The 22,179-nt window shown below is 34.7% G+C and carries 20 protein-coding genes, 1 tRNA gene and 1 pseudogene; 11 read left to right on the top strand and 11 right to left on the bottom strand.

Translation table 11 applies throughout. The features are described 5' to 3' along the window. The first annotated feature begins 1,106 nt into the window (after positions 1 to 1,106). The 4 genes from WBM_RS03085 to sucD all read left to right on the top strand — a co-directional run bounded on the left by WBM_RS03085 (position 1,107) and on the right by sucD (position 3,598). A tRNA-Pro gene (locus WBM_RS03085) sits at positions 1,107 to 1,180 on the top strand. A gap of 137 nt (positions 1,181 to 1,317) precedes the next feature. Then, positions 1,318 to 1,518 carry a 30S ribosomal protein S21 gene (gene rpsU / locus WBM_RS03080; RefSeq protein ID WP_011256719.1) on the top strand — a complete coding sequence of 67 codons (201 nt, stop codon included), beginning with the start codon at positions 1,318 to 1,320 and terminating at the stop codon, positions 1,516 to 1,518. Between the two features lie 28 nt (positions 1,519 to 1,546). After that, positions 1,547 to 2,707: an ADP-forming succinate--CoA ligase subunit beta gene (sucC, locus tag WBM_RS03075; RefSeq protein ID WP_011256718.1), complete on the top strand. Its 1,161-nt coding sequence runs from the start codon at positions 1,547 to 1,549 to the stop codon at positions 2,705 to 2,707. Positions 2,708 to 2,710: 3 nt separating this feature from the next. After that, the gene (sucD, locus tag WBM_RS03070; protein WP_011256717.1) at positions 2,711 to 3,598 is read left to right on the top strand and encodes a succinate--CoA ligase subunit alpha; all 888 of its coding nucleotides are present in this window, start codon (positions 2,711 to 2,713) and stop codon (positions 3,596 to 3,598) included. Positions 3,599 to 3,605: 7 nt separating this feature from the next. Here sucD and dapF read toward each other — a convergent pair whose 3' ends face one another. Both dapF and WBM_RS03060 read right to left on the bottom strand, forming a co-directional pair. Then, positions 3,606 to 4,385, bottom strand: coding sequence for a diaminopimelate epimerase (gene dapF, locus WBM_RS03065; protein WP_011256716.1), 780 nt, complete (start codon positions 4,383 to 4,385; stop codon positions 3,606 to 3,608). Positions 4,386 to 4,470: 85 nt separating this feature from the next. Further along, positions 4,471 to 4,920: a nitroreductase family protein gene (locus WBM_RS03060; protein ID WP_011256715.1), complete on the bottom strand. Its 450-nt coding sequence runs from the start codon at positions 4,918 to 4,920 to the stop codon at positions 4,471 to 4,473. Positions 4,921 to 5,084: 164 nt separating this feature from the next. Here WBM_RS03060 and WBM_RS03055 point away from each other — a divergent pair, with 164 nt between their 5' ends. After that, positions 5,085 to 5,621 (top strand): biotin transporter BioY, encoded by a 537-nt coding sequence (locus WBM_RS03055; RefSeq protein WP_011256714.1) that lies wholly within the window; start codon positions 5,085 to 5,087, stop codon positions 5,619 to 5,621. Positions 5,622 to 5,873: 252 nt separating this feature from the next. Next, positions 5,874 to 6,008 (top strand): DUF1284 domain-containing protein, encoded by a 135-nt coding sequence (locus tag WBM_RS06405; RefSeq protein ID WP_233417505.1) that lies wholly within the window; start codon positions 5,874 to 5,876, stop codon positions 6,006 to 6,008. 510 nt (positions 6,009 to 6,518) lie between these two features. Here the strand turns inward: WBM_RS06405 and WBM_RS03050 are convergent. Then, positions 6,519 to 6,704 (bottom strand): hypothetical protein, encoded by a 186-nt coding sequence (locus WBM_RS03050; protein ID WP_011256713.1) that lies wholly within the window; start codon positions 6,702 to 6,704, stop codon positions 6,519 to 6,521. 42 nt (positions 6,705 to 6,746) lie between these two features. Then, positions 6,747 to 6,956: a hypothetical protein gene (locus tag WBM_RS05105; RefSeq protein WP_011256712.1), complete on the bottom strand. Its 210-nt coding sequence runs from the start codon at positions 6,954 to 6,956 to the stop codon at positions 6,747 to 6,749. Positions 6,957 to 7,158: 202 nt separating this feature from the next. Between WBM_RS05105 and WBM_RS05100 the strand changes: the two genes are divergently transcribed. Both WBM_RS05100 and carB read left to right on the top strand, forming a co-directional pair. Beyond that, positions 7,159 to 7,341: a hypothetical protein gene (locus tag WBM_RS05100; RefSeq protein ID WP_011256711.1), complete on the top strand. Its 183-nt coding sequence runs from the start codon at positions 7,159 to 7,161 to the stop codon at positions 7,339 to 7,341. Between the two features lie 2,058 nt (positions 7,342 to 9,399). Next, positions 9,400 to 12,654, top strand: coding sequence for a carbamoyl-phosphate synthase large subunit (gene carB / locus WBM_RS03040; protein WP_011256710.1), 3,255 nt, complete (start codon positions 9,400 to 9,402; stop codon positions 12,652 to 12,654). 462 nt (positions 12,655 to 13,116) lie between these two features. On the opposite strand, the pseudogene WBM_RS03035 reads toward carB, so the two are convergent. The 6 genes and pseudogenes from WBM_RS03035 to murD form a co-directional block, all read right to left on the bottom strand. Then, a pseudogene (locus WBM_RS03035) lies at positions 13,117 to 14,283 on the bottom strand (IS66 family transposase). A gap of 57 nt (positions 14,284 to 14,340) precedes the next feature. Beyond that, the gene (locus tag WBM_RS05785; protein WP_158676335.1) at positions 14,341 to 14,484 is read right to left on the bottom strand and encodes a hypothetical protein; all 144 of its coding nucleotides are present in this window, start codon (positions 14,482 to 14,484) and stop codon (positions 14,341 to 14,343) included. Positions 14,485 to 14,666: 182 nt separating this feature from the next. After that, positions 14,667 to 14,876, bottom strand: a complete 210-nt coding sequence (locus WBM_RS03030) for a hypothetical protein (RefSeq protein ID WP_011256709.1) — start codon at positions 14,874 to 14,876, stop codon at positions 14,667 to 14,669. Between the two features lie 431 nt (positions 14,877 to 15,307). After that, positions 15,308 to 15,550, bottom strand: coding sequence for a hypothetical protein (locus WBM_RS03020; RefSeq protein WP_011256708.1), 243 nt, complete (start codon positions 15,548 to 15,550; stop codon positions 15,308 to 15,310). An 88-nt stretch (positions 15,551 to 15,638) separates the two neighbouring features. After that, on the bottom strand, positions 15,639 to 16,238 hold the full coding sequence (locus tag WBM_RS03015) for a COQ9 family protein (RefSeq protein WP_011256707.1): 600 nt from the start codon (positions 16,236 to 16,238) through the stop codon (positions 15,639 to 15,641). 12 nt (positions 16,239 to 16,250) lie between these two features. Continuing rightward, complete coding sequence (gene murD / locus WBM_RS03010) at positions 16,251 to 17,747, bottom strand: UDP-N-acetylmuramoyl-L-alanine--D-glutamate ligase (RefSeq protein ID WP_011256706.1); 1,497 nt, start codon at positions 17,745 to 17,747, stop codon at positions 16,251 to 16,253. Positions 17,748 to 17,867: 120 nt separating this feature from the next. Between murD and WBM_RS03005 the strand changes: the two genes are divergently transcribed. Genes WBM_RS03005 through WBM_RS02995 form a run of 3 tightly spaced genes read left to right on the top strand, consistent with a single transcriptional unit; the run spans position 17,868 to position 19,641 of the window. Continuing rightward, positions 17,868 to 18,227, top strand: a complete 360-nt coding sequence (locus tag WBM_RS03005) for a ferredoxin family 2Fe-2S iron-sulfur cluster binding protein (protein ID WP_011256705.1) — start codon at positions 17,868 to 17,870, stop codon at positions 18,225 to 18,227. Positions 18,228 to 18,230: 3 nt separating this feature from the next. Then, entirely contained in the window at positions 18,231 to 19,280 is a 1,050-nt protein-coding gene (locus WBM_RS03000) for a membrane protein (protein WP_011256704.1), read from the top strand. After that, on the top strand, positions 19,264 to 19,641 hold the full coding sequence (locus WBM_RS02995) for a cytochrome c-type biogenesis protein (RefSeq protein ID WP_011256703.1): 378 nt from the start codon (positions 19,264 to 19,266) through the stop codon (positions 19,639 to 19,641). Before WBM_RS03000 ends, WBM_RS02995 begins: the two co-directional genes overlap by 17 nt. Before the next feature lie 312 nt (positions 19,642 to 19,953). Here WBM_RS02995 and fumC read toward each other — a convergent pair whose 3' ends face one another. Then, positions 19,954 to 21,345, bottom strand: coding sequence for a class II fumarate hydratase (gene fumC, locus WBM_RS02990; protein ID WP_011256702.1), 1,392 nt, complete (start codon positions 21,343 to 21,345; stop codon positions 19,954 to 19,956). Positions 21,346 to 22,179: the final 834 nt, after the last annotated feature.

Genomic DNA, 22,179 nt, shown 5'->3' with positions numbered 1-22,179 from the left:
GTATTCCAAGCTAAAATAAACATCACTGACCCACTAATGGTAAAGATTATTGTACCTAATAACAACGCGTTATCTATAGTGCTGGTTTTTATTATTTTTTTACTTAACACGTTGCCTAATACATATAATAAAGCTATGGTAATATAGAAGAAACCTATGCTACCTGGATTGAACTCTAATTTACTAAAGATAAATGGAAAGTTGACTAAGTGGGCGAAGTAAGTACAGTAAGCCGCACAATACAATTGTACTGTATGCTAATAGATCCGGTTGCATAGCATTTCCTTATGGTGTGTTATAAGGCCTGTAATGGATATGCTGATTCTTTTATTTTTGGGTAAGGTTTCTCTGAACGGAATGACTATGATAACCATCAATATAATTCAAATGATTACTGAAAAAAGAAAATTAGCCCGCCAGTTAAAATAAGCTGCAAGGAGTCCTCTAATTATAGGAGATATGGCTGGTGACATGGCCAATAATTGAAAATATACTTCAAAAATTTGCGCTGTTTCTTCTTTTTTATTTAAATAAATCACCAACAGTTGTTCTTCCTAACACCATACCGGAGCATGCTCCTATTGCTTGAAAAGAGCGAAAATTACCAAGGCTTTAACGCTAGTAGATATTATACAAAGTCCAGAAAATACAACATAAATAGCAGCACCTAATTATAATAATAATCTGTGTCCAAACCTATCTGATAAGGAACCATAAGTTATTTGTACAAGAGATAAATTAAGCGATGTATACTTAGAGTGGTCTGTATGTCTTGTGGTTCCACGTGGAAATACTCTGCCATTACTGGCAATGCGGATAGGTAAATATCTGAAGACATTAATCCTATAACGCTCATCATTACAATTATTGTTATAAATAGGTAGTAATTTTTTCTTTCATAAAGATCTTCATCACAGCCTTAATAAAATAATATGGATGAAAAAAAAATAAAGAGAAAGAAAAAGTGGTAGTTTCCCCTAAAAATGACAAAATAGAGGAATTACCAAGTCTAAAGGCAATAACTGGACATATTTATTGTGAATGTTTTTTATTAAATAAATGCCCCTTGCGTTTTGCTGAGTTACTGATATTCTGAATAAAGAAGTCGGGGCGTAGCGCAGTCTGGTAGCGCATTTGGTTTGGGACCAAAGGGTCGGGAGTTCAAATCTCTCCGCCCCGATTTTTGGCGGGGAGCTTCACGCTTTTGAGCCTTCACATTCTGGCCATGTTACAGTTAAGTTTATAAAATAATTGACAATGTTAATTTTCTAATTTATAAATAAGCTTTTGAGATGATTACCGAAGGAGGTATAAAGTTTGATTGAAGTATCAGTTCATTATGGTAATGTAGATAGGGCTTTTCCGGTATTGAAAAAAACAATTCAAAAGGAAGGAAGAGGGATGAAGATGAAAAAACAATATCATGAAAAAAAGTCAGAAAAGAGAGCTAAAAAGAAAGCTGAAGCTAAAAAAAAGAAGCGCCAACAAGAAAGTAGAAGGCAGCGCTACGGTTGGTAATTTTTAATAATTTATCATTGGTTGTTTTATGAATATTCACGAATATCAGGCAAAAGAGATTTTGCATAAATTTAATGTTCCAGTGCCAAAGGGTTTTGTTGCTATGTCTGCAGAAGAAGCGGAAACCAAAATAAATCAATTAAAGTCCGATGTGCTTGTAGTCAAAGCTCAAATTCATGCAGGTGGTAGGGGTAAAGCTGGTGGCGTAAAATTGGCAAAGTCGGCTGAAGAGGCTCAACAGTTTGTAAAGGGTATGCTTGGCATAACTTTAGTTACTCATCAAACAGGACCAAATGGACAGCAAGTAAGAAGGGTATACATTGAAGAAGGCTCTAGCATTAAAAAGGAATATTATTTAAGCATAGTAATTGACCCAAAGCTCAGTAGGCCGGCGTTCATATTTTCCTCAGAAGGTGGAATGGATATTGAGGAAGTTGCAAAAAATTTTCCCACGAAAATTGTGAAGCTTGATATTGATTATGCTGCTGATTTCGCAAGTTTTGATAGCAGAAAACTAAGCAACATTTTTAACTTAAGTCCAGAACAAATAGAAAAAATAACAAATGTTGCAAAAAATATATATGACACATTTATTGCAACTGACGCAAACCAAATCGAGATTAACCCACTAGTTGAAACAAATTCTGGAGATTTTATTGCGCTTGATGCTAAAATAAGTTTTGACGACAACGCTCTATACCGCCATCCGGAGATTGTGGAACTCCGTGATTATGATGAAGAAGTGAAAGAAGAGATAGAAGCTTCAAAGCATGGGCTTAGTTACATAAAAATGGACGGCAATATTGGTTGCATGGTAAATGGTGCAGGTCTTGCTATGGCAACAATGGATATAATAAAATATTATGGAGCAGAACCTGCCAACTTTTTAGATGTTGGTGGCGGAGCAAGCAAAGAGACTGTCACCGAAGCGTTTAAAATTATATTGTCTGATAGTAACGTAAAAGGAATTTTAGTTAACATATTTGGTGGTATAATGCGTTGTGATATTATTGCAAGTGGAATTGTTGAAGCTGCAAAAGGAATGAGCATTAAAGTTCCCCTAGTGGTTAGGTTATCAGGTACTAACTTTGAGAAAGGAAAAAGAATCTTGGAAGAATCAGGATTAAATATTATTGCTGCAGATGAACTCGATGAAGCTGCGCAGAAGATAGTAAAAGAGGTGGAATAAAGCATGTCTGTTTTAGTAGGCAAAGATACAAGATTAATATGCCAGGGTTTTACTGGTGCACAGGGTACATTTCATTCAGAGCAAGCTATCAGCTACGGGACAAAGATGGTTGGTGGTGTAACCCCTGGAAAGGGTGGAAGCTCTCATCTCAATTTACCAGTCTTTAATACTGTAGCAGAAGCTAAAGAAAAAACTGATGCGAATGCTACGGTTATATATGTACCTGCTAAGTTTGCTGCTGCTGCAATACTCGAGGCAATAGATGCAGAGATAGAGTTGATAGTTTGTATTACAGAGGGTATTCCTATACTTGATATGGTAAGGGTTAAGCATGCGCTTATTAGTTCAAAAAGTCGATTGATTGGTCCTAACTGTCCTGGAATTATTACACCTGAAGAATGCAAAATAGGAATCATGCCAGGACATATTCACAAGCGTGGGCATATAGGAATTATGTCTCGTTCTGGGACTTTAACTTATGAAGCAGTGGCGCAAACAACCGCTGTTGGACCTGGTCAGTCAACATGCATTGGAATTGGAGGAGACCCTATTCATGGTATGACGTTCGTTGACTGTATGGAACTATTTTTAAAAGATGAGGATACTCATGGTATTGTAGTCATTGGTGAGATAGGCGGAAATGAGGAAGAGGATGTATCACATTTTGTGAAGACAGAAAAAACTAAAAAGCCAATTGTTGGATTTATAGCTGGTCAAACGGCACCTCCAGGGAGACGCATGGGACACGCTGGGGCAATTATCTCTTCTAGTGGAGGAAGTGCTGGTGCAAAGCTAGAAGTTATGAGCAGTGCTGGTATTGCAATTGCGGAAACTCCTGCGATGATTGGCAAAAAAATTTTGGAAGTGATGCATAAGGCTCATGTTGCCTAAACTGGGGCTATAGAAATCCTATATCGCCAGTCATAAATATGTTATCTGGCCACTCGATTAGTAATTTGCCTCCTGGCAAATTCACTGAGGTCTGTCGAGTAATCAAGTATCCACGAAGCACGGATGCAATAAGTGCTGCACAGGCTGCACTACCACATGAGGCAGTGATACCTGTACCTCTTTCCCAAACTCTTAAAGATATTTCCCCAGATTTTTCAACTTGCGCAATGTTAACATTCACTTTCTTGGGAAATAATGTATGCTTTTCTAGCTTTGGTCCTAAGCTTTGCAACGGTATTTCGCTTATGTTATCAACAAAAAAAACCATGTGCGGATTACCAATATTTACTGCAACTGGATCTTTTAGCATCTCAAGCTCTATGGGTAAATGAAGTGGATCACACTTAGCGGAAAGAGGAATTTCATGCCACTTAAACAGTGGTTTGCCCATATTGACCTTTATGGATCTGCCACCCACTTTGAAGCACTCTAAAATGCGCTTGTTTACTAACTCGATGGTGGCATACTCAGTACTTTTTTCTGACATTATTAAATATCCAACGCAACGTGCTGCGTTTCCGCACATTTCGACTTCACCACCGTCAGCATTATAAATGTGCATAAAGCAATCAGCTGCACTGGAGTTGGTTATTACTATAATTTGGTCACAGCCATTTTGATTGGCAATTTCTCTATAATTCCAATTCAAGTTGTTTATCGAGCGTGAGTCTATGATAACGAAATTGTTACCAGTACCATACATTCTTTTAGGACTTTGGCTACTCATTATAAAAACATTTCCTCTATTGGCTTTCTTGTCTTTTCCTTGATTTCAGCACCCTTTTCTTCGTAATCAACCGCTATTACTTACATTATATTAAAATCATCTGGTATATTGAATTTTTTACTATTTTATTCCTATCAAATCTACTCATCTGATGAGCATTAAATTCATAGATGTAGCTCTGTAGCATAAATGTATAATTTGCTATACCAGTATCGTGGCTGCCCCAAAAATTTACTATTTTTGTATGATCATGGAAATTTTTAGTGCTCAATGATATAATTAGTATTTGTGTATCTTTTGCCCACTTTTGGTTGGGTTCAGTAGGGCAACTCAGTAATTTTTCCCATGCATCTTGATTGCTTTGTCTATTGCATATCACTTGTCTCCAGGGCTCGTCACCATAACGTGAGGGAGATAACCATGCAGTTTCTATCAGCATATTTATTTCTTCCTGATGTGCTAATTTACTTTGACCATATGAACGTCTGCTGTGCCTTATTTTCATCAACTCCAGTAGATCTTCTTTACTTATCATTTTTAATCCTTAACAAAAAAATTAACTATATATAGTAGAATATTAAAAAAAGTTTAACCTTTTTGTTCCACACAAGGAATATAATTATGAGCAACAAAAGCAAGATTTAAGTTGCAAAGCTCCTAAAATATAATTAGCTTTAATATGTTTTTACTTAGAGGAGTATGTTTACAACGCAATCTAGCAGTAAATCGGCGTTAATCGAGGTCTTCTTTTGTGTTTTGCTCTTATTTCTAACAGCTCAAATAAACATACCATTAAAACCCGTGCCTATTACACTGCAAAGTTTAGGAGTGATGCTTATTGGACTTAAGTTTAACTGCAGGGCAGCGTTTTTTTCTGTACTTACGTATTTATCACTTGGTGCGGCAGGATTACCTGTTTTTGCAGATTTTCTTGGTGGCTATCACACTTTTCTCAGGCCAACAGGTGGATACTTAGTTGGCTTTTTAGCTGCTGTTATAGTGATGAGTAAAGTGAACGAATCGCTGAATTCTAAATATGAGTCACTTATATGCAATTCTCTGAACTGCCTGGCTGGTACAGCCGTAATCTTTATTTGTGGTGTCAGTTGGCTTGCTATTCACGTAGGTCTGAAACAAGCAATAATGGTTGGCATGCTACCGTTTATCTTTTCTGGTTTGGTAAAGATTTTACTACTCGTAGCAGCTTTACGATATTTGAGGAATGATAAGATTTAGTCCTCACTATTTCATATAAGCTCTTGCGTTGCAAGGATATGGATATCTTCAAGATTTTATAGAAAGTTACAGAAAGATAGCAGTAAAGTAATCACTGATCCCAATACTCAAATTAAAGTAACTGGTAATCTTGATAGTATCTGTAGTGCTTGTCTAAACCAAGACTCAGCAAGATAAATGCACTACACAAGCTAAAGTTTTAGAACTGGACAGAAGGTATATGAGGTTTTAAGAATAAAAATTAGAGAAACTTTGACTTGGAGTGAAGCAGTAAAAAGAATCAGGGAAAAAACGTCTTTAGAGAAATTTGACTACACATGTGAGGGATGCAACTGGAAGCCAATTGAATATACAAAAGCGCCCTTTAACTTCCACATAATGTGTTGATAAAGATGTATAGAAAAATAATCAGGAAGGGTTTATCACCTAGATTTGCTAGAAAGGGTATTATTCCAGTGCCTCCTTCTCTTATCATCCCAGTGCCTTGACACTGAGATCCAGTTTTTCATAATCATTAAAAACGTTATACTCTATTAAAAAACAGTTACTTTCATGACACTATTATCAAAGTAACTCAGCGTCAATGCCAGAATAAAAGGGAAGAGAGGACTATTACTTTTTGTTGAAACAATCCATTCTCTTCTCCGATAGTATAAGGTAATTGGGGAGCTTCTAAAAGACCTGGCATCTTATCACGAAGCTTGCTTAAACTTCATTTTGAATATTCTAAGTTCACTGTCTATTTTGCTTGTATTTTGCCCTATATTATCTATAGCTGATGACAGTGTTTTATTATTTTATTTATAGTCTCAGCTCTTGCATCTTCGTTATACTTATGAATACTTCCCATCAAGCCATCGTAAAGCTTTTTTAGGTATTTTGCACTTACACTTGCATTCACGGTATATCATCCATATCTTTTTGCTTCATTTCCTGAGTTATGTCAAATATCTTACTGGTCTTTGTATCAATTGTTTTCCCTACTTCTGAGTTTACGAAATTTGGTTTGTCAAACTTAGGTTTCTGAAGTTGTTGTAATTTTATTTTACTGTGAAACTTCTTCACTAGAATATAATTTTGCATTATTTTTACTCATAATAAGTTATTCCTATGAGAAATTAATTCTCATAAATTGCTACTATGGAAGTAGCATTGGATCGTTATTTCTTCCGCTATTGTAAAATCCTGAGCTTCTAAGAGACCTGATGTATCCTCCTTGATTTGCTTGAGTATCTCAATAACTTTTTTATTTTTTTTGTTCTGCTCCTCAAACTTTTCTATCAACATCTCAGCAACAGCATCAAGTTGACTTTTATCGCCTGATTGAACAACCACAGATATGACTTTCTCATAGGGCAGCTTATGAAGAACATCTTTTAGATCTTCTGCATTTAGATTGTTTAAAAGTTCTGCAAATTGTTGATCAGATATACTGTTAGCAAAAGTCTGAAGTTTTTCTGGTTAGTGGTTAGGTAATCGATTATAACTCCGATTCTGACATGATTGGTTAAATCATGAGCTATTGCTGCGAGCTCTCATGATCCAGTTGTTAACTAAATTCTTTAATTTATCTTCTTCTAAAGTAGAACTGGGAATTGAAGTTGATCATGCTACAGTTCCTTGGAAAGGATGGTTAAATGGTGGTCAGATAAATCTCTTGTTAGATATGGTTGACCATCAGTTAGGTGTTCTGCTGGGGCTTGAAGTTGGTAGCTATTAAGATCTTTTGTAAGGATCTTTAATTGATGATTAGTTAGTTGATCTGCTAAACTTTGGATTTGGATATCTGTCAGATTTTCAATAATTACAGATTCGCAAGATTGGAATATAATGTCAAGTGGGCTTTGTGAGTTTTGTAACGTACTTTTCCTATCTTGAAAAATAGATAAGGGAATCATTAAGTCCGGTTCATTTTTTATCACAGTACATACTTAGAATCTCCTACTTTTTACCTGGATTAGGGCATCCTTGTCTATAAATCATGGGTTTCATTTTATCTGTTACAGGCAACGCTTTATCATGTAGTCCACAAACAATCTGTTTTTGTAAATCTCTAACGGCCAGTACCGGATTACCATAGTCAATATACAGTATAGCTTTTCCCTTCTCAGACTGCTTTTCATAATATTCTTTTAATTGTAGGTTATTTACATGAGATTTTAACGACGAGTCAGGTAGAGTTATATCTCCCTATAAAAATTAATATTTCACTTGTTAACAAGCTTTAAATGGTATTTAACTATTCTAATCTTAATATTATATCAGTTACGATTGGATTATATGCCACATTACGTACCATGTTGGACACCGATCAAGTTTCATTTTCAATGAGAATAGCAGAAAATTTGATTTTTATAGTCATCATTAGGATCATGCTCACCCAGATATTATATATTTTTATAATGTGCTGCAAATGTTCATTGAATGTGACTTCTTGCTCTATCTCTCCGAGAAGATTTTTCTCTACTAATTTTACCTTGTAACACTTTTTGCCATCAGTTTCTATTAGGCTACCTTTTGCTATCTTAAAAACACATTTTTTTCACTCATGGAAATCTTTCGATAAGTTTGCAGTTATTAATATTATAATGTCTATTGGTTAATTTTATTAATAAATTAATATATACTCTAAATTACAATAGAAAACATTATTTGTATGTAAATTACTAAATTTTTTGTGCTACCCTCTATTGCTCCAGTGCCTCTTTCCTCTGTCGTCCCAGTGTATGACACTGGAATCTGGTAAATTTATTTACTATTTCTGTTGCCTCATGATTTTCCAGTATGAGAAGCCAGCTTTACGTGCTGGATATCGGCAGCCCCTATGTCATACTGCGATTCACTCACGGTATCCTTCAGCTGCTGACAAGCGGCAGTTATCGGTGGCTATAAATATTAAGAAATTTACCAAGTAGCACCGGACGGAAGAAATCTGTCAAACCAGGAAGAAGCTCCTTAATTTAAGTTTTTAAGAACCCCAGAGGCAATTACTGCTACTACAAGAAAGTTAGCACGTATCTTCTATCAAATGTTGAAATGTGGACAAGGATATGTGGAAAGAGGTATAAGCTACTATGAAACACGTTATAAAAAGAAAGTGTGAAAAATTTGATCAAAAGGGCACAGGAATTTGGTTATATGTTGGTTCAACAAGAGGAGTTGGTTGAAGAAGTTTCTTAGGAAGAAAAAGGGCAAAAGAAACCCTAGTGATATCTCTTGTAGGAACTTGACATTAATGTCTTATATGCTTGGTAAGTAGTCAACCTTGGAATTATAAATATCCATAACGTCACGATAAGGGTAATGCAGAAGTTTTTCAAATAATTTCTTTATAAAAAAAGAAGATTAGTTGATTTTTGAACTAATTCTTAAATAAAGACAAAAAGAACAATGCAATGTGAGTTGTTTACTGTTCTCTCAAAAACTTGGCGCTTATTACATTACTTAATAAGCGAGATTCAGCTAACGTAGATAAAAATTTATAAAGACATGGAGTGTCTATATAAGAAAAATTAAACATAACACACCTAGTTTAATAATGTGCTTTTGTCACTTAAATAAAGATTAAGGATAAATTTTAGGTCTAAAACATCCCCATATAAGGGTTCTTAAGGCCTGTAAAATGGGCTTTACATTTTTATGAGCTACTTGAATCCTGTTATCAAATCACGATGTTTGTATAGTTGTGGGCCTGAAGTGGTTGGCACATAAGTCTAATAAAAATTCACATATATAGGAAAGATTGGTAACATTACCTAGAGAGATCATTATTATAATTATGCCAAAACGTACAGATATAGAATCTATATTAGTAATAGGGGCAGGTCCGATAATTATAGGTCAGGCATGCGAATTCGATTATTCCGGAACTCAGAGTTGCAAGGTATTAAAGAACGAGAATTATAAGGTTATTTTGGTTAATTCTAATCCTGCGACTATAATGACGGATCCTGAGTTTTCTGATGCAACGTATATTGAACCTATACTGCCTGAAATCATAGAAGAAATCATAATTAAAGAGAAGCCAGATGCAATATTACCAACAATGGGCGGGCAAACTGCTTTGAACTGTGCAATGAAACTTGCAGATGATGGAGTATTGGATAAATATAACGTAAAGTTAATTGGCGTAAATAGAGAAGCAATTAAAAAAGCAGAGGATAGAGAATTATTTCGCCAATCTATGGATAAAATAGGATTAAAATACCCTAGAAGTATCATTATAAAAAATCGAGAACAAATAAAGGAAGCTCTCGATTATGTAGGGTTACCTGCGATCATCCGTTCATCGTTTACTCTTGGTGGTGCAGGTAGCGGCATAGCGTACAATAAGAAGGAGTTTTTCAACATTGTGGAGAATGCTTTGAAAGTTTCACCGATAAATGAAGTTCAGGTAGATGAATCGATTATCGGCTGGAAAGAATATGAAATGGAAGTTATTCGCGATTGCAAAGATAACTGTATAATAGTCTGTTCGATAGAAAATGTTGATCCCATGGGAGTTCACACAGGTGATAGCATTACCGTTGCCCCCGCTTTGACTCTGCGTGATGCGGAGTACCAACAAATGAGAAATGCATCTATAGCAGTGCTTAGGGAAATTGATGTTAGTGCAGGTGGTGCAAATGTTCAATTTGCGGTTAATCCTAAAGAAGATGGAAGCCTTGTTGTAATTGAAATGAATCCAAGAGTTTCCCGCTCTTCTGCGCTTGCCTCAAAGGCAACAGGTTACCCCATAGCAAAAGTTGCAACTAAGCTTGCTATTGGCTATTCACTTGATGAAATACGCAACGATTGTGCACCAACTATACCTGCTGCATTTGAACCAGTGGTTGATTATGTTGTCACTAAGGTTCCTCGTTTTGAGTTCGAAAAATTTAAAGAAACGGACTGTGAACTGTCAACTTCCATGAAATCAGTAGGAGAAGTAATGTCTATAGGTCGCACTTTTAATGAGTCACTACAGAAAGCTTTCCGCTCACTTGAAACTGGCCTTACAGGACTTGATGAGGTGTTTCCTGAGGATACGGATGTTGATCACATAAAATCTCAATTAGCGAAATTGTTGCCAAATAGATTATTAATTGCTGCTGACGCAATGCGTCATGGAATTAGCATAGAAGAGATAAATTCAATTACAGGGTATGACTTATGGTTTTTGCAGAACATACAGCAAATCATCTTGGCTGAACAGAAAATTAAAGAAACTGGCCTACCTGAAACCGCGTACGAAATATTAGAACTAAAAAAGATGGGATTTTCAGATGCAAGGTTGGCAAAGTTAAGCAATAAATCTATTCCAGCTTCATGCACTGTAGACCAAATAGAACAGATTGAAAAAATGAGAAAAAAGTTTGGTGTTAGCCCAGTTTATAAATGTGTAGATACGTGTGCGGCTGAATTTGAATCGAGCACTGCTTATATGTATGGTTGTTATGAGGGAGACGTTGTAAATAAGACAGAATGCGAAGCGGACGTTTCTAATCGAAAAAAGGTTGTAATTTTGGGTAGTGGACCAAACCGTATTGGTCAAGGTATTGAGTTTGACTACGCGTGTGTGCATGCAGTTTCTGCTGCCAAAGAGATGGGATACGAAACAATAATGATTAACTGTAATCCTGAAACTGTTTCAACTGATTATGATACTGCTGATCGTTTGTATTTTGCTCCGTTAACTATAGAGGATGTACTTGAGATACTAAGTAAAGAGCAAGAAAATGGTACACTAGTAGGTGCCATAGTTCAGATAGGTGGTCAAACACCTTTAAGGTTAGCAAAGGTACTGAATAAAAGGGGTTTTAATATCCTGGGCACGTCTTTTGACTCTATAGATCTTGCTGAAGATCGTATGAGGTTTAAAAACCTTGCTTTGCAACTTAATTTAAAACAACCTGAAAATTCTATTTGTCATTCAGTAGAAGAAGCGTTGGCTAACGCAGAAAAAGTGGGTTTTCCATTAGTAGTTAGGCCATCCTATGTCTTAGGTGGTCAATCCATGTCAATTAAGCACGATATTGAGAGCTTTAAGGAATATGTCCTGGGTCAAACTAAAATTTTTGAACATGGACCACTGCTGCTTGATAAGTTCTTAGTTAATGCAGTTGAGGTTGATGTTGACGCTATATGTGATGGAGAAAAAGTTTTCATTGCGGCAGTTATGGAGCATATTGAAGAAGCTGGAATTCACTCTGGTGATTCAACCTGCTCAATACCGACAAACACGTTAAATGATGAAGTCGTAAAAGAGATTGAGCTACAGACTGAAAGAGTAGCTCTTGAATTAAAAGTGAGAGGTCTGATAAACATTCAATTTGCCATACAAGAAAATGATATATACATACTTGAAGTGAACCTAAGAGCTAGCCGTACAGTTCCTTTTATTTCCAAGGTAATTAATGTTCCTATTGCAAAGCTTGCTACTCAGGTTATTTTGGGCAAAAAATTAGACCAAGAAAAAAAATCTCTTAATCACTTCGCAGTTAAAGCTGCTGTTTTTCCGTTTACGCGTTTTTCAGGGATTGATACTCTACTTGGCCCAGAAATGAAGTCAACAGGGGAAGTAATGGGAATTGACTTGTCCTTTGAAGCAGCACTTGCAAAAGTGCACATGGCTGCAGGATATAAGTTACCAACAAAAGGAACAGCTCTAATTTCAGTAAAAGATGACGATAAAGAGTATATATTGCCAATTGCACGAATGTTGAAAGAGATGAATTTTGGAATATATGCTACCAAAGGTACAGCTTCATATCTGAATAATAATGGCATTGCTGCGAAAGCTGTAAATAAAGTGAGAGAAGGCAGACCCCACATAGTTGACATGCTTAAAGATGGAAAAATAAATCTAGTGATTAATACCTCAAAAGGTGTGAAATCAGTTTCAGATAGCAGAGATATTCGCAGAACTGCTATTTTGCAGAATATAGCTTACAGTACCACAGCTTCTGGAAGTAAAGCATTAGTGCTTGCAATTCAATATGTAAAGAATAGTGAGATGGAAGTGAAGTCATTACAGCAAATACAAAACGTTTAGATACTAGAGCCAAAATAGTTTTATATACGTAGAGTTTCAGCATTACTTGAACAAAAACTGCCTTATCTATGACCAATGAAGATGAGGTTTTCGACAGCCATGGTTCATTGTACTTTTTGCAAACTATGTAGTTTTTGCCAAGCCGTCATTTAAGTATCCCGAAAAAACTGCTTGGTAAACTCTGCCAGCTTTCTTACTATAGTAGTAAAAGTATTCAGTTATCTTTGATCTGTGCAGGTTAAATGACAAATTATTATGTGTTTGGCATCTTAATATTTAATCTTTTGCACTATGTGCACCTTATGTCTTACACCATCTAGGTTTTATCTATATAAGCTGAAATGCGCTTATAAACCATTTAAGACAGTATAGTGCGCCAAATTTGTAGGATTAGAGAGTGAACACTATCTAACAAAGGTTTTTTTTGCCTTTTTTCTGCCTAGTAAATTCGTATCCATTCAGCTAAGCGGTGTGAGAGACGATAGATAGGAGATTATGGAAAGGATTTAGCTCCTTTTGTTTCCATGTTAAGTATAATGAAATTACCCATTCAAAAAATGCATTTCTTTGTCCCGATTATGTAAAATATGGATTTTTGTATAAACGATATAATGCAGTGTTTGCCGTTCAGTATGGTTGTTCGTTAGCAGAATGTTTCCTGGTTCATCCAAAAATTTCCACATCGTCCTTTCAACTTCAAAATATTTTTTGCAACTCGAGAGGCTCCAATTGTTTTAGGTAACTGGGATATCTCCTTCAAGTAATACCTTGTGCACTTTCACAATTTTCTGGTACGCCTGACAAATCTTAAAATATCTATCTCATTCTTTAGTAAGGCTCTTTTAGTGCAAATAACTCAGCAGCAACGTTTCTTAAATAACAGGCGAGAACTTTGACTTCTCTGTTACAACTATAGGCTAATCTTTCAAAATCTCTTGATAAATGAGTCCAACAAATCTGTCTCTTTTTATCAGTAAAATAACCGTATGCTGCATACCTGTTAGTTATTACTAAGCTATGACAATTGCAGAATTTACTATTTTTTTAAACTTTCATTCCTCTTAACTCTGTCAACTTTACAAAACTTGCCGTATTACTTGTAAACATCCAGCACTAACTAAGCTTACCTTTATTGTAATGGCTGGTTTCGTCAATATAAAGAACTTTGCTTGTACTTACTTCTTGTTTAATCTGCTAATACATTTCTTCACATTTTGAAGCTATTCTATGTTCACTGTTTGATATGCTACCAACACTTATGTTCACATTGAAAATGTCATTATAATATTCGCTATTCCATATTTCGAATTTTTATAAAACTTGCTGAATGCTGCAATTATCAACTTAACCCTTGGCCTAAATGTGTCTGGTATAACACCTTCCGGTAAGTTGATATTCCATTACATAAGACTCGATCTTCGGAAGATCAACTTGGTGGATGTATGGTTTATCACATAATGAATTTTTTGAATTTAAACCGAGCTTTTCCTTTAACTCAGCATTTTCTATCTTCAAAGTCTTGTTCTCTGCCTTTAGACTTTCATTCTCTCTTTCCAATCTTTCTATTTTTGTTTCTAACTTTGCTATTTTCTGCTCCAGACTTCTGTAAAGTTCTAAAAGATTTACCATATTACCTCACTTTTGCTCTATCGTTATCTTTTATACTACCTTGTCTATCTTATTTTGCTACTCCGCTGAATGGATACCATTTTCTATATCTTTGTAATTTGCCATACCACTATTACTCTCACGATAAATTAAATGTCCTTTATGATCGGTATGAATATTTTTATTTTTACAATCTTTTTCTTTAGGGTCATGTTTAAGCACTATGTTTCTTCTGAGCTACCCTATTTCAGCTAGTTGATCGCTAAGTTTATCGACAAATTGCGCTTCCTTGGAATTACATTATCGCCTTTCCTACTAGCAATTAATACAGAGCATTTTGTATTTTACAACTTCCCGTGGATTAAAATCTAATCTGTAACACCAAAACCAAAAATTCAAGGATTTTATAGGAAGCCACCTTGTGAAAAAGTCCTTATTCCATGAGGAAAGTTATTAGTTGCATCTTTAAGCAAACTATAAGAATTACTGTGAATTAGTGTCAAATGAATACCATGATCTTCAAACCTTTTTAAAACTTCTGCTGCAATTCTCGCTCCAATAGAGTTAATATCTAAAACTATGTTGTTTAGATGTATCTCATTTACAGGCAACATGTTTACCCCATTGCCATTTCAGCTTGAACTAATTCTTCTCCATTTGTTGGAAAGTTATATAGTGCTACGACCTTCTCTTTTTAAAAGGAACTCTATAATATCCTCTATATCTTTTTCCGACTCTTGATTGTGAGCTTTTGTACCCATTTCTGAACTTTTTATAAGTTCTTTTTCATAACGCTTTATCTACTCAGGGCTGACTTCATTTTCTAAAAAGCTTTTTATTCTATGTACAACAAACCTTTCCTTAATAAGGTCGAAAAACATCCATAAGCAAATCACAAAAAAATATATGGTAGCTAAAATTAATAACACTATTGACATAAAAGCTAACCCAGTAAGTATCTTTTTTGATCTTTGATTATTATACACTAAGTATAGTAATGTAGCAGAAGCGTAGATAATATTGCAGAACATGATCCATAGCGATATTATCCTTGCAACAAATTTTTTGCTTTATCCTTCAGTTCCTCTTCAAAGAATTTTGGATTAACAATTCTAGAAAAATAAGGATAGTCAAAATAATGCTTAACTAATTTACTTTCTTGCTTTTTAGGTGCACCTTTACCAAACGTATTAACCTTAATACATTTAAGCACTCCAAAAAAGTTTATTATATGTTGCGTACCTTCTTTTAGCTTAATATTACCATCGGTATAATAAATAACTCTCATTTACCATTAGTGAATATTCAGTCATTTTAACATAAAAATTGAAAAAAACCAAGGTAGCTCTAAAATATAGCCTAATATAATAAAAGGCCTATAGAAAACTTCCTACAATTTCTTTTAGATGGATTTTAAACTTTTGAAACGTCATGACATTGTTAATGCACCTATCAAGAAATGATAGAGTATCTGCAAAACCTTCTGAATAGTCATTAATAAAAAAGAGTATTATGCTTAAATATACCCCAGCCAATATTGCCCGTTTTGTATAGTAATTAAAATCTGTTGATTGATCGTGAATACCATACCAAATCATATCGACTATTCTGCATAAGAGTTTACTAGAAAAGTATATATTTTTTGGTAATACAGAAAAGGATAGAATATTTTTTAAAAACTCTCTGTAATTTGGTAGCGTAGCATAGTTTGATAGGCATATTTGAACAGCTAACTTTATTTGCTCCTGCACTTTCATATCTTCCAAGTTAAAATTCCGAAGTTCAGCTTCCATTGAACTATTCAAGTCCTCTACTATGCACTCCAAAGCACTATATATTCCATTCTGAAATTTGCAAAAGCTATTGGCTAGATTAAGGTCTGTGCACACTTTTAATAGAGTCTTATCGCTTATCCCTTCAAATGGAATAATCCTGATTAGCTCATCTATTATCAACCTTATTTCATCTTGTTCCACAACAATATTGTATTAAACAACACGTGTAATTGTAAATGAATCCCTGAGTTTTTCAAACATTCTGCAAAATGCTTCACCACGCTCTTCAAAATTTCTCCACTGATCAAAAGAAGCACATGCAGGAGAAAGTAGTATTGTTGTTTTTTCTTTGCTCTTTATAGCCTCTTCAAAAGCCAGTCTAAATGCGTCTTCTAAATTGCAACATCTAACATAATCCACTTTATTTTCCATAGTGCTTGCAAAAACTTCTGTTGATTCTCCAATAAGAAGAGCTTTTCTAATTCTTGCAAAATGCTTGCTTAATGACTCTATACCACCTTCTTTACTTCTTCCACCAACGATCCAATATATGTTTTTATAAGACAAAATCGCCTTTTTGCTCGATTCAGCGTTAGTTGCTTTGCTATCGTTTACAAAAAGCACATTTTCTATTTTGCCAAGTAGTTCATTTCTGTGCTTTAACCCTGAAAAAGATTTGATCCCGTCGATAATAGTGCTGCTATCTACTTTAAGCAACTTACACACAGCACATGAAGCTGCTATGTTTTCTGCATTGGATGTTAAGTTTATTTTCGCGTCACTTGCTGATAAGTTATGATTTTCTAGTTTTAACGAAATTTCCTGGATCTCAGCGCCCTTTTTATCATCCAATAAGGAGCGTACTCCTGAGATTGGAATCTTATTTCCAGTAAATTTATTAAATATATCAGCGGTAATTTCATTATCACATCCTATCACTGCGACCTTACTACCGCCTATTAGCTTTGATTTAACTGCTATATAATTTTCCATACTTCCATGTCTATCTATATGATCTAGGGTAATGTTGAGCAATACTGAAATATCTACCTTTATCATTCCAGCCATCCTTTTCGTCACCTCGGTCATCTTTTTTGTCATCTCAGATACCCTTTTTATCATCCAAGCAGCACGATACTGTGATCCAGAAAAAAAGGTATGGTCATGCACTGGAATAACGGCAGGCATGTTTATTAGTTCTAATTGAAAAGAGGAAATTTCAATTACATAAATTTCCGCATCTTTTTCTAGATCCAAAATAGGAACACCTAAATTTCCACCAATAGCTACTTTTTTCCCCGCAGATTTTAATATGTGACCTATTAATGACGTAGTGGTTGATTTGCCATTCGTTCCTGTGACGCCTACAATTTTCTGGTTCTTAGCTTTAGCTTCTAGAAATAGTTCAATATCCGATTTTATTTTACAGTCAAAACTTCTTGCAAGTTTTACTATCCAATGTGGCTTCGGATATGAAATTGGTACTCCAGGGCTTAAAATCAATGCTTTTATCTCGTGCCAATCGTATTTTTTTGGATGGATAAAATTACACTCTTTGTACATTGTTTTTGCATTTGCCATTTGTTCTTTACTATCATCCCACGCATACGCTTTTGCACCACTCTTTATTAGAACATTGATGACAGACAAACCAGTTTTGCCAAGGCCAAAAACAGCAACACTTTGATTTTTGTATTTGCTCAGTTGCATTACTTGTTTTAGGAAGGCGTCATATAAATTATTAATAGGCTTAACGTAAAGAGTTTGCAAATACTAGTTATTACCTGTAAGATATAGGAAAATTAGTAAGGATCTTAATAGGAAGGTAATATGCCATCTGTCACTTTTATTTTACCTGATGGAAGTAAGAAAAGCTATGAAGCTGCAGAGGGGGAAACTCTACTTAATTTAGCTCACAGAAGTGACCCTGATCTGCTTGAAGGTGCATGCGAAGGCTCTCTTGCCTGTTCTACATGTCATGTAATTATTGATCAAAATTTTTATGATGCTGTAGAAACACATAATCCTATATCTGATGAAGAAAATGATATGCTAGATCTAGCTTTTAGCTTAACAGAGACGTCAAGGCTTGGATGCCAAATAAAAATTACAAAAGACATCGATGGTTTATGTGTAACCATACCAAAGGGTACAAGAAATATATCACTGGATAAACAAGGGAACGATTAAGTTATGCGTAAGGTTTTCATCTATACAATAATTTCTTTATTTCTGTTTGTCCCCATAGCTTACAGTGGTTTTTGGTATTTTTCTGTATGGAAGACAAAAAATCTTTTAGCTGAAACAATATTATATACTAACGATGAAAAATTCGATGTTTCCTATGACTTCAGCGGATTTCCTTCTAGCCTAACTTTCCACATGACAAACCCAAAATTTTCTAACGAGCAGTTAACTATTTCGTCTGAAGCTTTGCTGATAAAAAACAGGTTATTCGATAAATCGGTGTACATCTATATACCAAGCAATGAAGTCAATATTACTACTCATGATGATGAGAAAAAGAATATAAAATGCTACACAAGTAATAACAACCATTTTGTTATCAAGCTAAACGACTTACCATCTTCGTTGCGATTTACTAAAAATAGTACCATGATAGACTATGTAAACATACTTCGTTACGAAGATTATGGATTAAAATGCAATGTTTCAGGAAATCAACAAAGTGTTATAACTGAAGCAGGTGGTAAAAGTAACTACATTCAATTTCATTTCAATAAAGAACCTAGCGGAAACACTAAGCTAGGATTTGATTTTTATACCTACCGATACAAGAATGTTGCAAGTCCTGAACATTATCTTAGTATTGATACTAAATTAGATTATGAGTTTATAAGTCATATCTCAGCTTCCAGAGTTAATTTCAATATAGAAAGATTTTTAATTCAGAGTGATAACTTTTCTCTTACCGCAGATGGTGGAGTGCAAAATTACAACTTGATTACCTCTTCATTCACAAACAAGGTTAATGTGGCCGTATCCAATTATAAAGAATTAATCTTGCTTTTGGCTGGTGAGAAAAATCACTCAAAAACTTCAGATGCGTTTGAAAAACTAATATCTTCCTTATCAGAAAAAACAACTGATGACAGCATTCAATTTTCAATAAAATATGATGATAACTTAGGGTCAAGTTTTATTGGGAAGTTATCCACCACTGATTTTATGAACCAACTAAGTAAAATCACCAAACTAACCAAGAATGAAAATATTAATTAGTTTACTTTTCATATTGATATTCTACTCAAGCGCAAATGCTTTTACTTTGGATGACAAACTCAGAGACAAAAATATGGAAAAACGAGCAACTAATTTATTTGAAATGATAAAATGTCCAATATGTTCTGGTGAGTCGTTATCTGAGTCCGGGTCCCAAGTTGCATATAATATGCGCAAAATGATTCGTGAAAAAATCAGTGATGGATATACTGACGAGCAAATAACTTCAGAGCTAAGAAATTCTTATGGAGATTCAATTATAATTGTCCCACCTGTAAAATTTAGTACTTACATTTTATGGCTCATTCCACTTGTAATTCCACTAATAGGATGTTTTCTAATACGAAATATAATTAAATAGATATATACTCCAAAAGACAGAAAATTGATAAGTTCTTCTCCTTTACTATTAATAGGTTTATAACGCAATTAGTCTTAAATATTCAGTGTGAAAAGCTTTGCACTTATATTTTACTATTAGCATTACCTACAGATGCCGAGTGTGTCGAAGAAAACTGCAACTGTGAATATTACCCTAAATTGAATCACAATTCTACAGATGAACTATGCATTATAAGGAGAAATTATTACAGATAAGATGAGAAATTAAAAATATTAGGAGGTAAGAGAATAAAGGAGATAAAAGAAACCGCTTTAGACATTAACAGTAAAACTAGTGATTTATAAATTTTTCTGGTTTTACTATTCTTTCAAATTCTTGCTCAGTGAGTAGCTTAAGCTTCACTGCTGCTTCTTTTAGAGTGATATTTTCTTTATAAGCAAGTTTTGCTATTTTTGCTGCATTGTCATATCCTATATGTGTATTCAATATAGTGACCAACATCAATGACTGGTTTAGTAGATCTTTTATTCTCTTTTCATTTGCCTTAATACCAATCACACACTTTTCTGTAAAATTCAAACTTGCATCAGCTAAAAGTCTTATAGACTGCAAAACATTGTAAATTATCACTGGTTTAAACACATTCAATTCAAAATGGCCATTTGAACCACTGACAGTTACGGCAACATGATTCCCCATAACTTGAGCGCATACCATAGTCACAGCCTCACACTGAGTTGGATTTACCTTACCTGGCATAATTGAAGAACCAGGCTCATTTTCCGGTAATGTGATTTCTCCAATTCCACACCTTGGACCAGAACCGAGCAATCTTATATCACTTGCAATTTTCATTAAACTGACTGCTACTGTATTAAGCGTTCCACTTAATTCAACTAGAGCATCATTTGCTGCTAATGCTTCAAATTTGTTGTCTGCTGAAGTAAATGGAAGATTGGTAATTTCTGCAACTTCTTTGGCAAAATCCTCAGCAAAACCTTCTTTAGTGTTTAACCCCGTACCAACTGCAGTACCGCCTTGTGCGAGCTCGTATAAATTGCTCAGAGTTGATTTTATTCTCTCTATTCCCTTTTTAATCTGAACTGCATAGCCAGAAAACTCCTGCCCTAGTGTTAGAGGTGTTGCATCTTGCAAATGAGTACGTCCTACTTTTATTATATTTTTAAATTCCTGAACCTTGTCATTCAATGCTTTGTGCAGCACTTCAAGATTTGGAATAAGAGAATGGTTTATCTGCTTTGCTGCTGCTATGTGCATTGCTGTTGGAAAAGTATCATTTGATGACTGACCGTAATTCACATGATCGTTTGGATGTACTGGAAATTTACTACCCAAATTACTGCCCAAAATCTCTATTGCGCGATTACTTATCACTTCATTTATGTTCATGTTAGTTTGAGTTCCAGACCCAGTTTGCCACACAACGAGCGGAAATTCGTTGTTAAATTTACCATCTATTATTTCCTTCGCAGCTACACAGATTGCATTTCCTACTTTTTCATCAATAGTACCATGCTTCACATTTACACGCGCTGCTGCAAGTTTTACCATTGCTAATGCTTTAATTATGGGCTCTGGCATTTTTTCCATACCAATTTTAAAATTCTCCAAAGAACGCTGCGTTTGTGCTCCCCAATAATGTTCACTTGGTACTTTTACTTCCCCTAAACTATCTGATTCTATTCTAGTTTTTTTATCCATATTTCCTTCTTCGGTGTCATAAAAGTAGCTGACACTGGCGTTCAGCTTCACTACATAATTTTTTCATGTGAATATCTCTATTTCTTGGTTAATTAAATCATACTAGATTCCAGTGTCAAGTATGTGGATATTGTAACATCGATGTTTAATGGTAAACGATGTCATTCCAGTGCGTGACACTAGAATCTTAGTAAATTTATTTACTATTTTCTATCATTCTATGGTTTTCCAGTATGAGAAGCTAGTATCACGCGCTGGGATGTTGGCAGCCACAAATATTAAGGAACTCACCAAGCAGGAAAAAAAGCAAAAGAAACCCTAGTGATATCTCTTGTAGGAACTTGACATTAATGTCTTATATGCTTGGTAAGTAGTCAACCTTGGAATTATAAATATCCATAACGTCACGATAAGGGTAATGCAGAAGTTTTTCAAATAATTTCTTTATAAAAAAAGAAGATTAGTTGATTTTTGAACTAATTCTTAAATAAAGACAAAAAGAACAATGCAATGTGAGTTGTTTACTGTTCTCTCAAAAACTTGGCGCTTATTACATTACTTAATAAGCGAGATTCAGCTAACGTAGATAAAAATTTATAAAGACATGGAGTGTCTATATAAGAAAAATTAAACATAACACACCTAGTTTAATAATGTGCTTTTGTCACTTAAATAAAGATTAAGGATAAATTTTAGGTCTAAAACATCCCCATATAAGGGTTCTTAAGGCCTGTAAAATGGGCTTTGCATTTTCTATGTCATCGCTAATTGTAAAGACTTGCAGATTTTATGTATCCAGCTAAGCTGTTTACTATTATTCATAAAGCTCTTTTT

It is taken from the genome of Wolbachia endosymbiont strain TRS of Brugia malayi (genome assembly GCF_000008385.1).
In the GTDB taxonomy this organism is placed as follows: Bacteria; Pseudomonadota; Alphaproteobacteria; order Rickettsiales; family Anaplasmataceae; genus Wolbachia.
The sequence above is the reverse complement of the archived record's forward strand: the minus strand, read 5'-3'. Positions and strand labels throughout refer to the sequence as shown.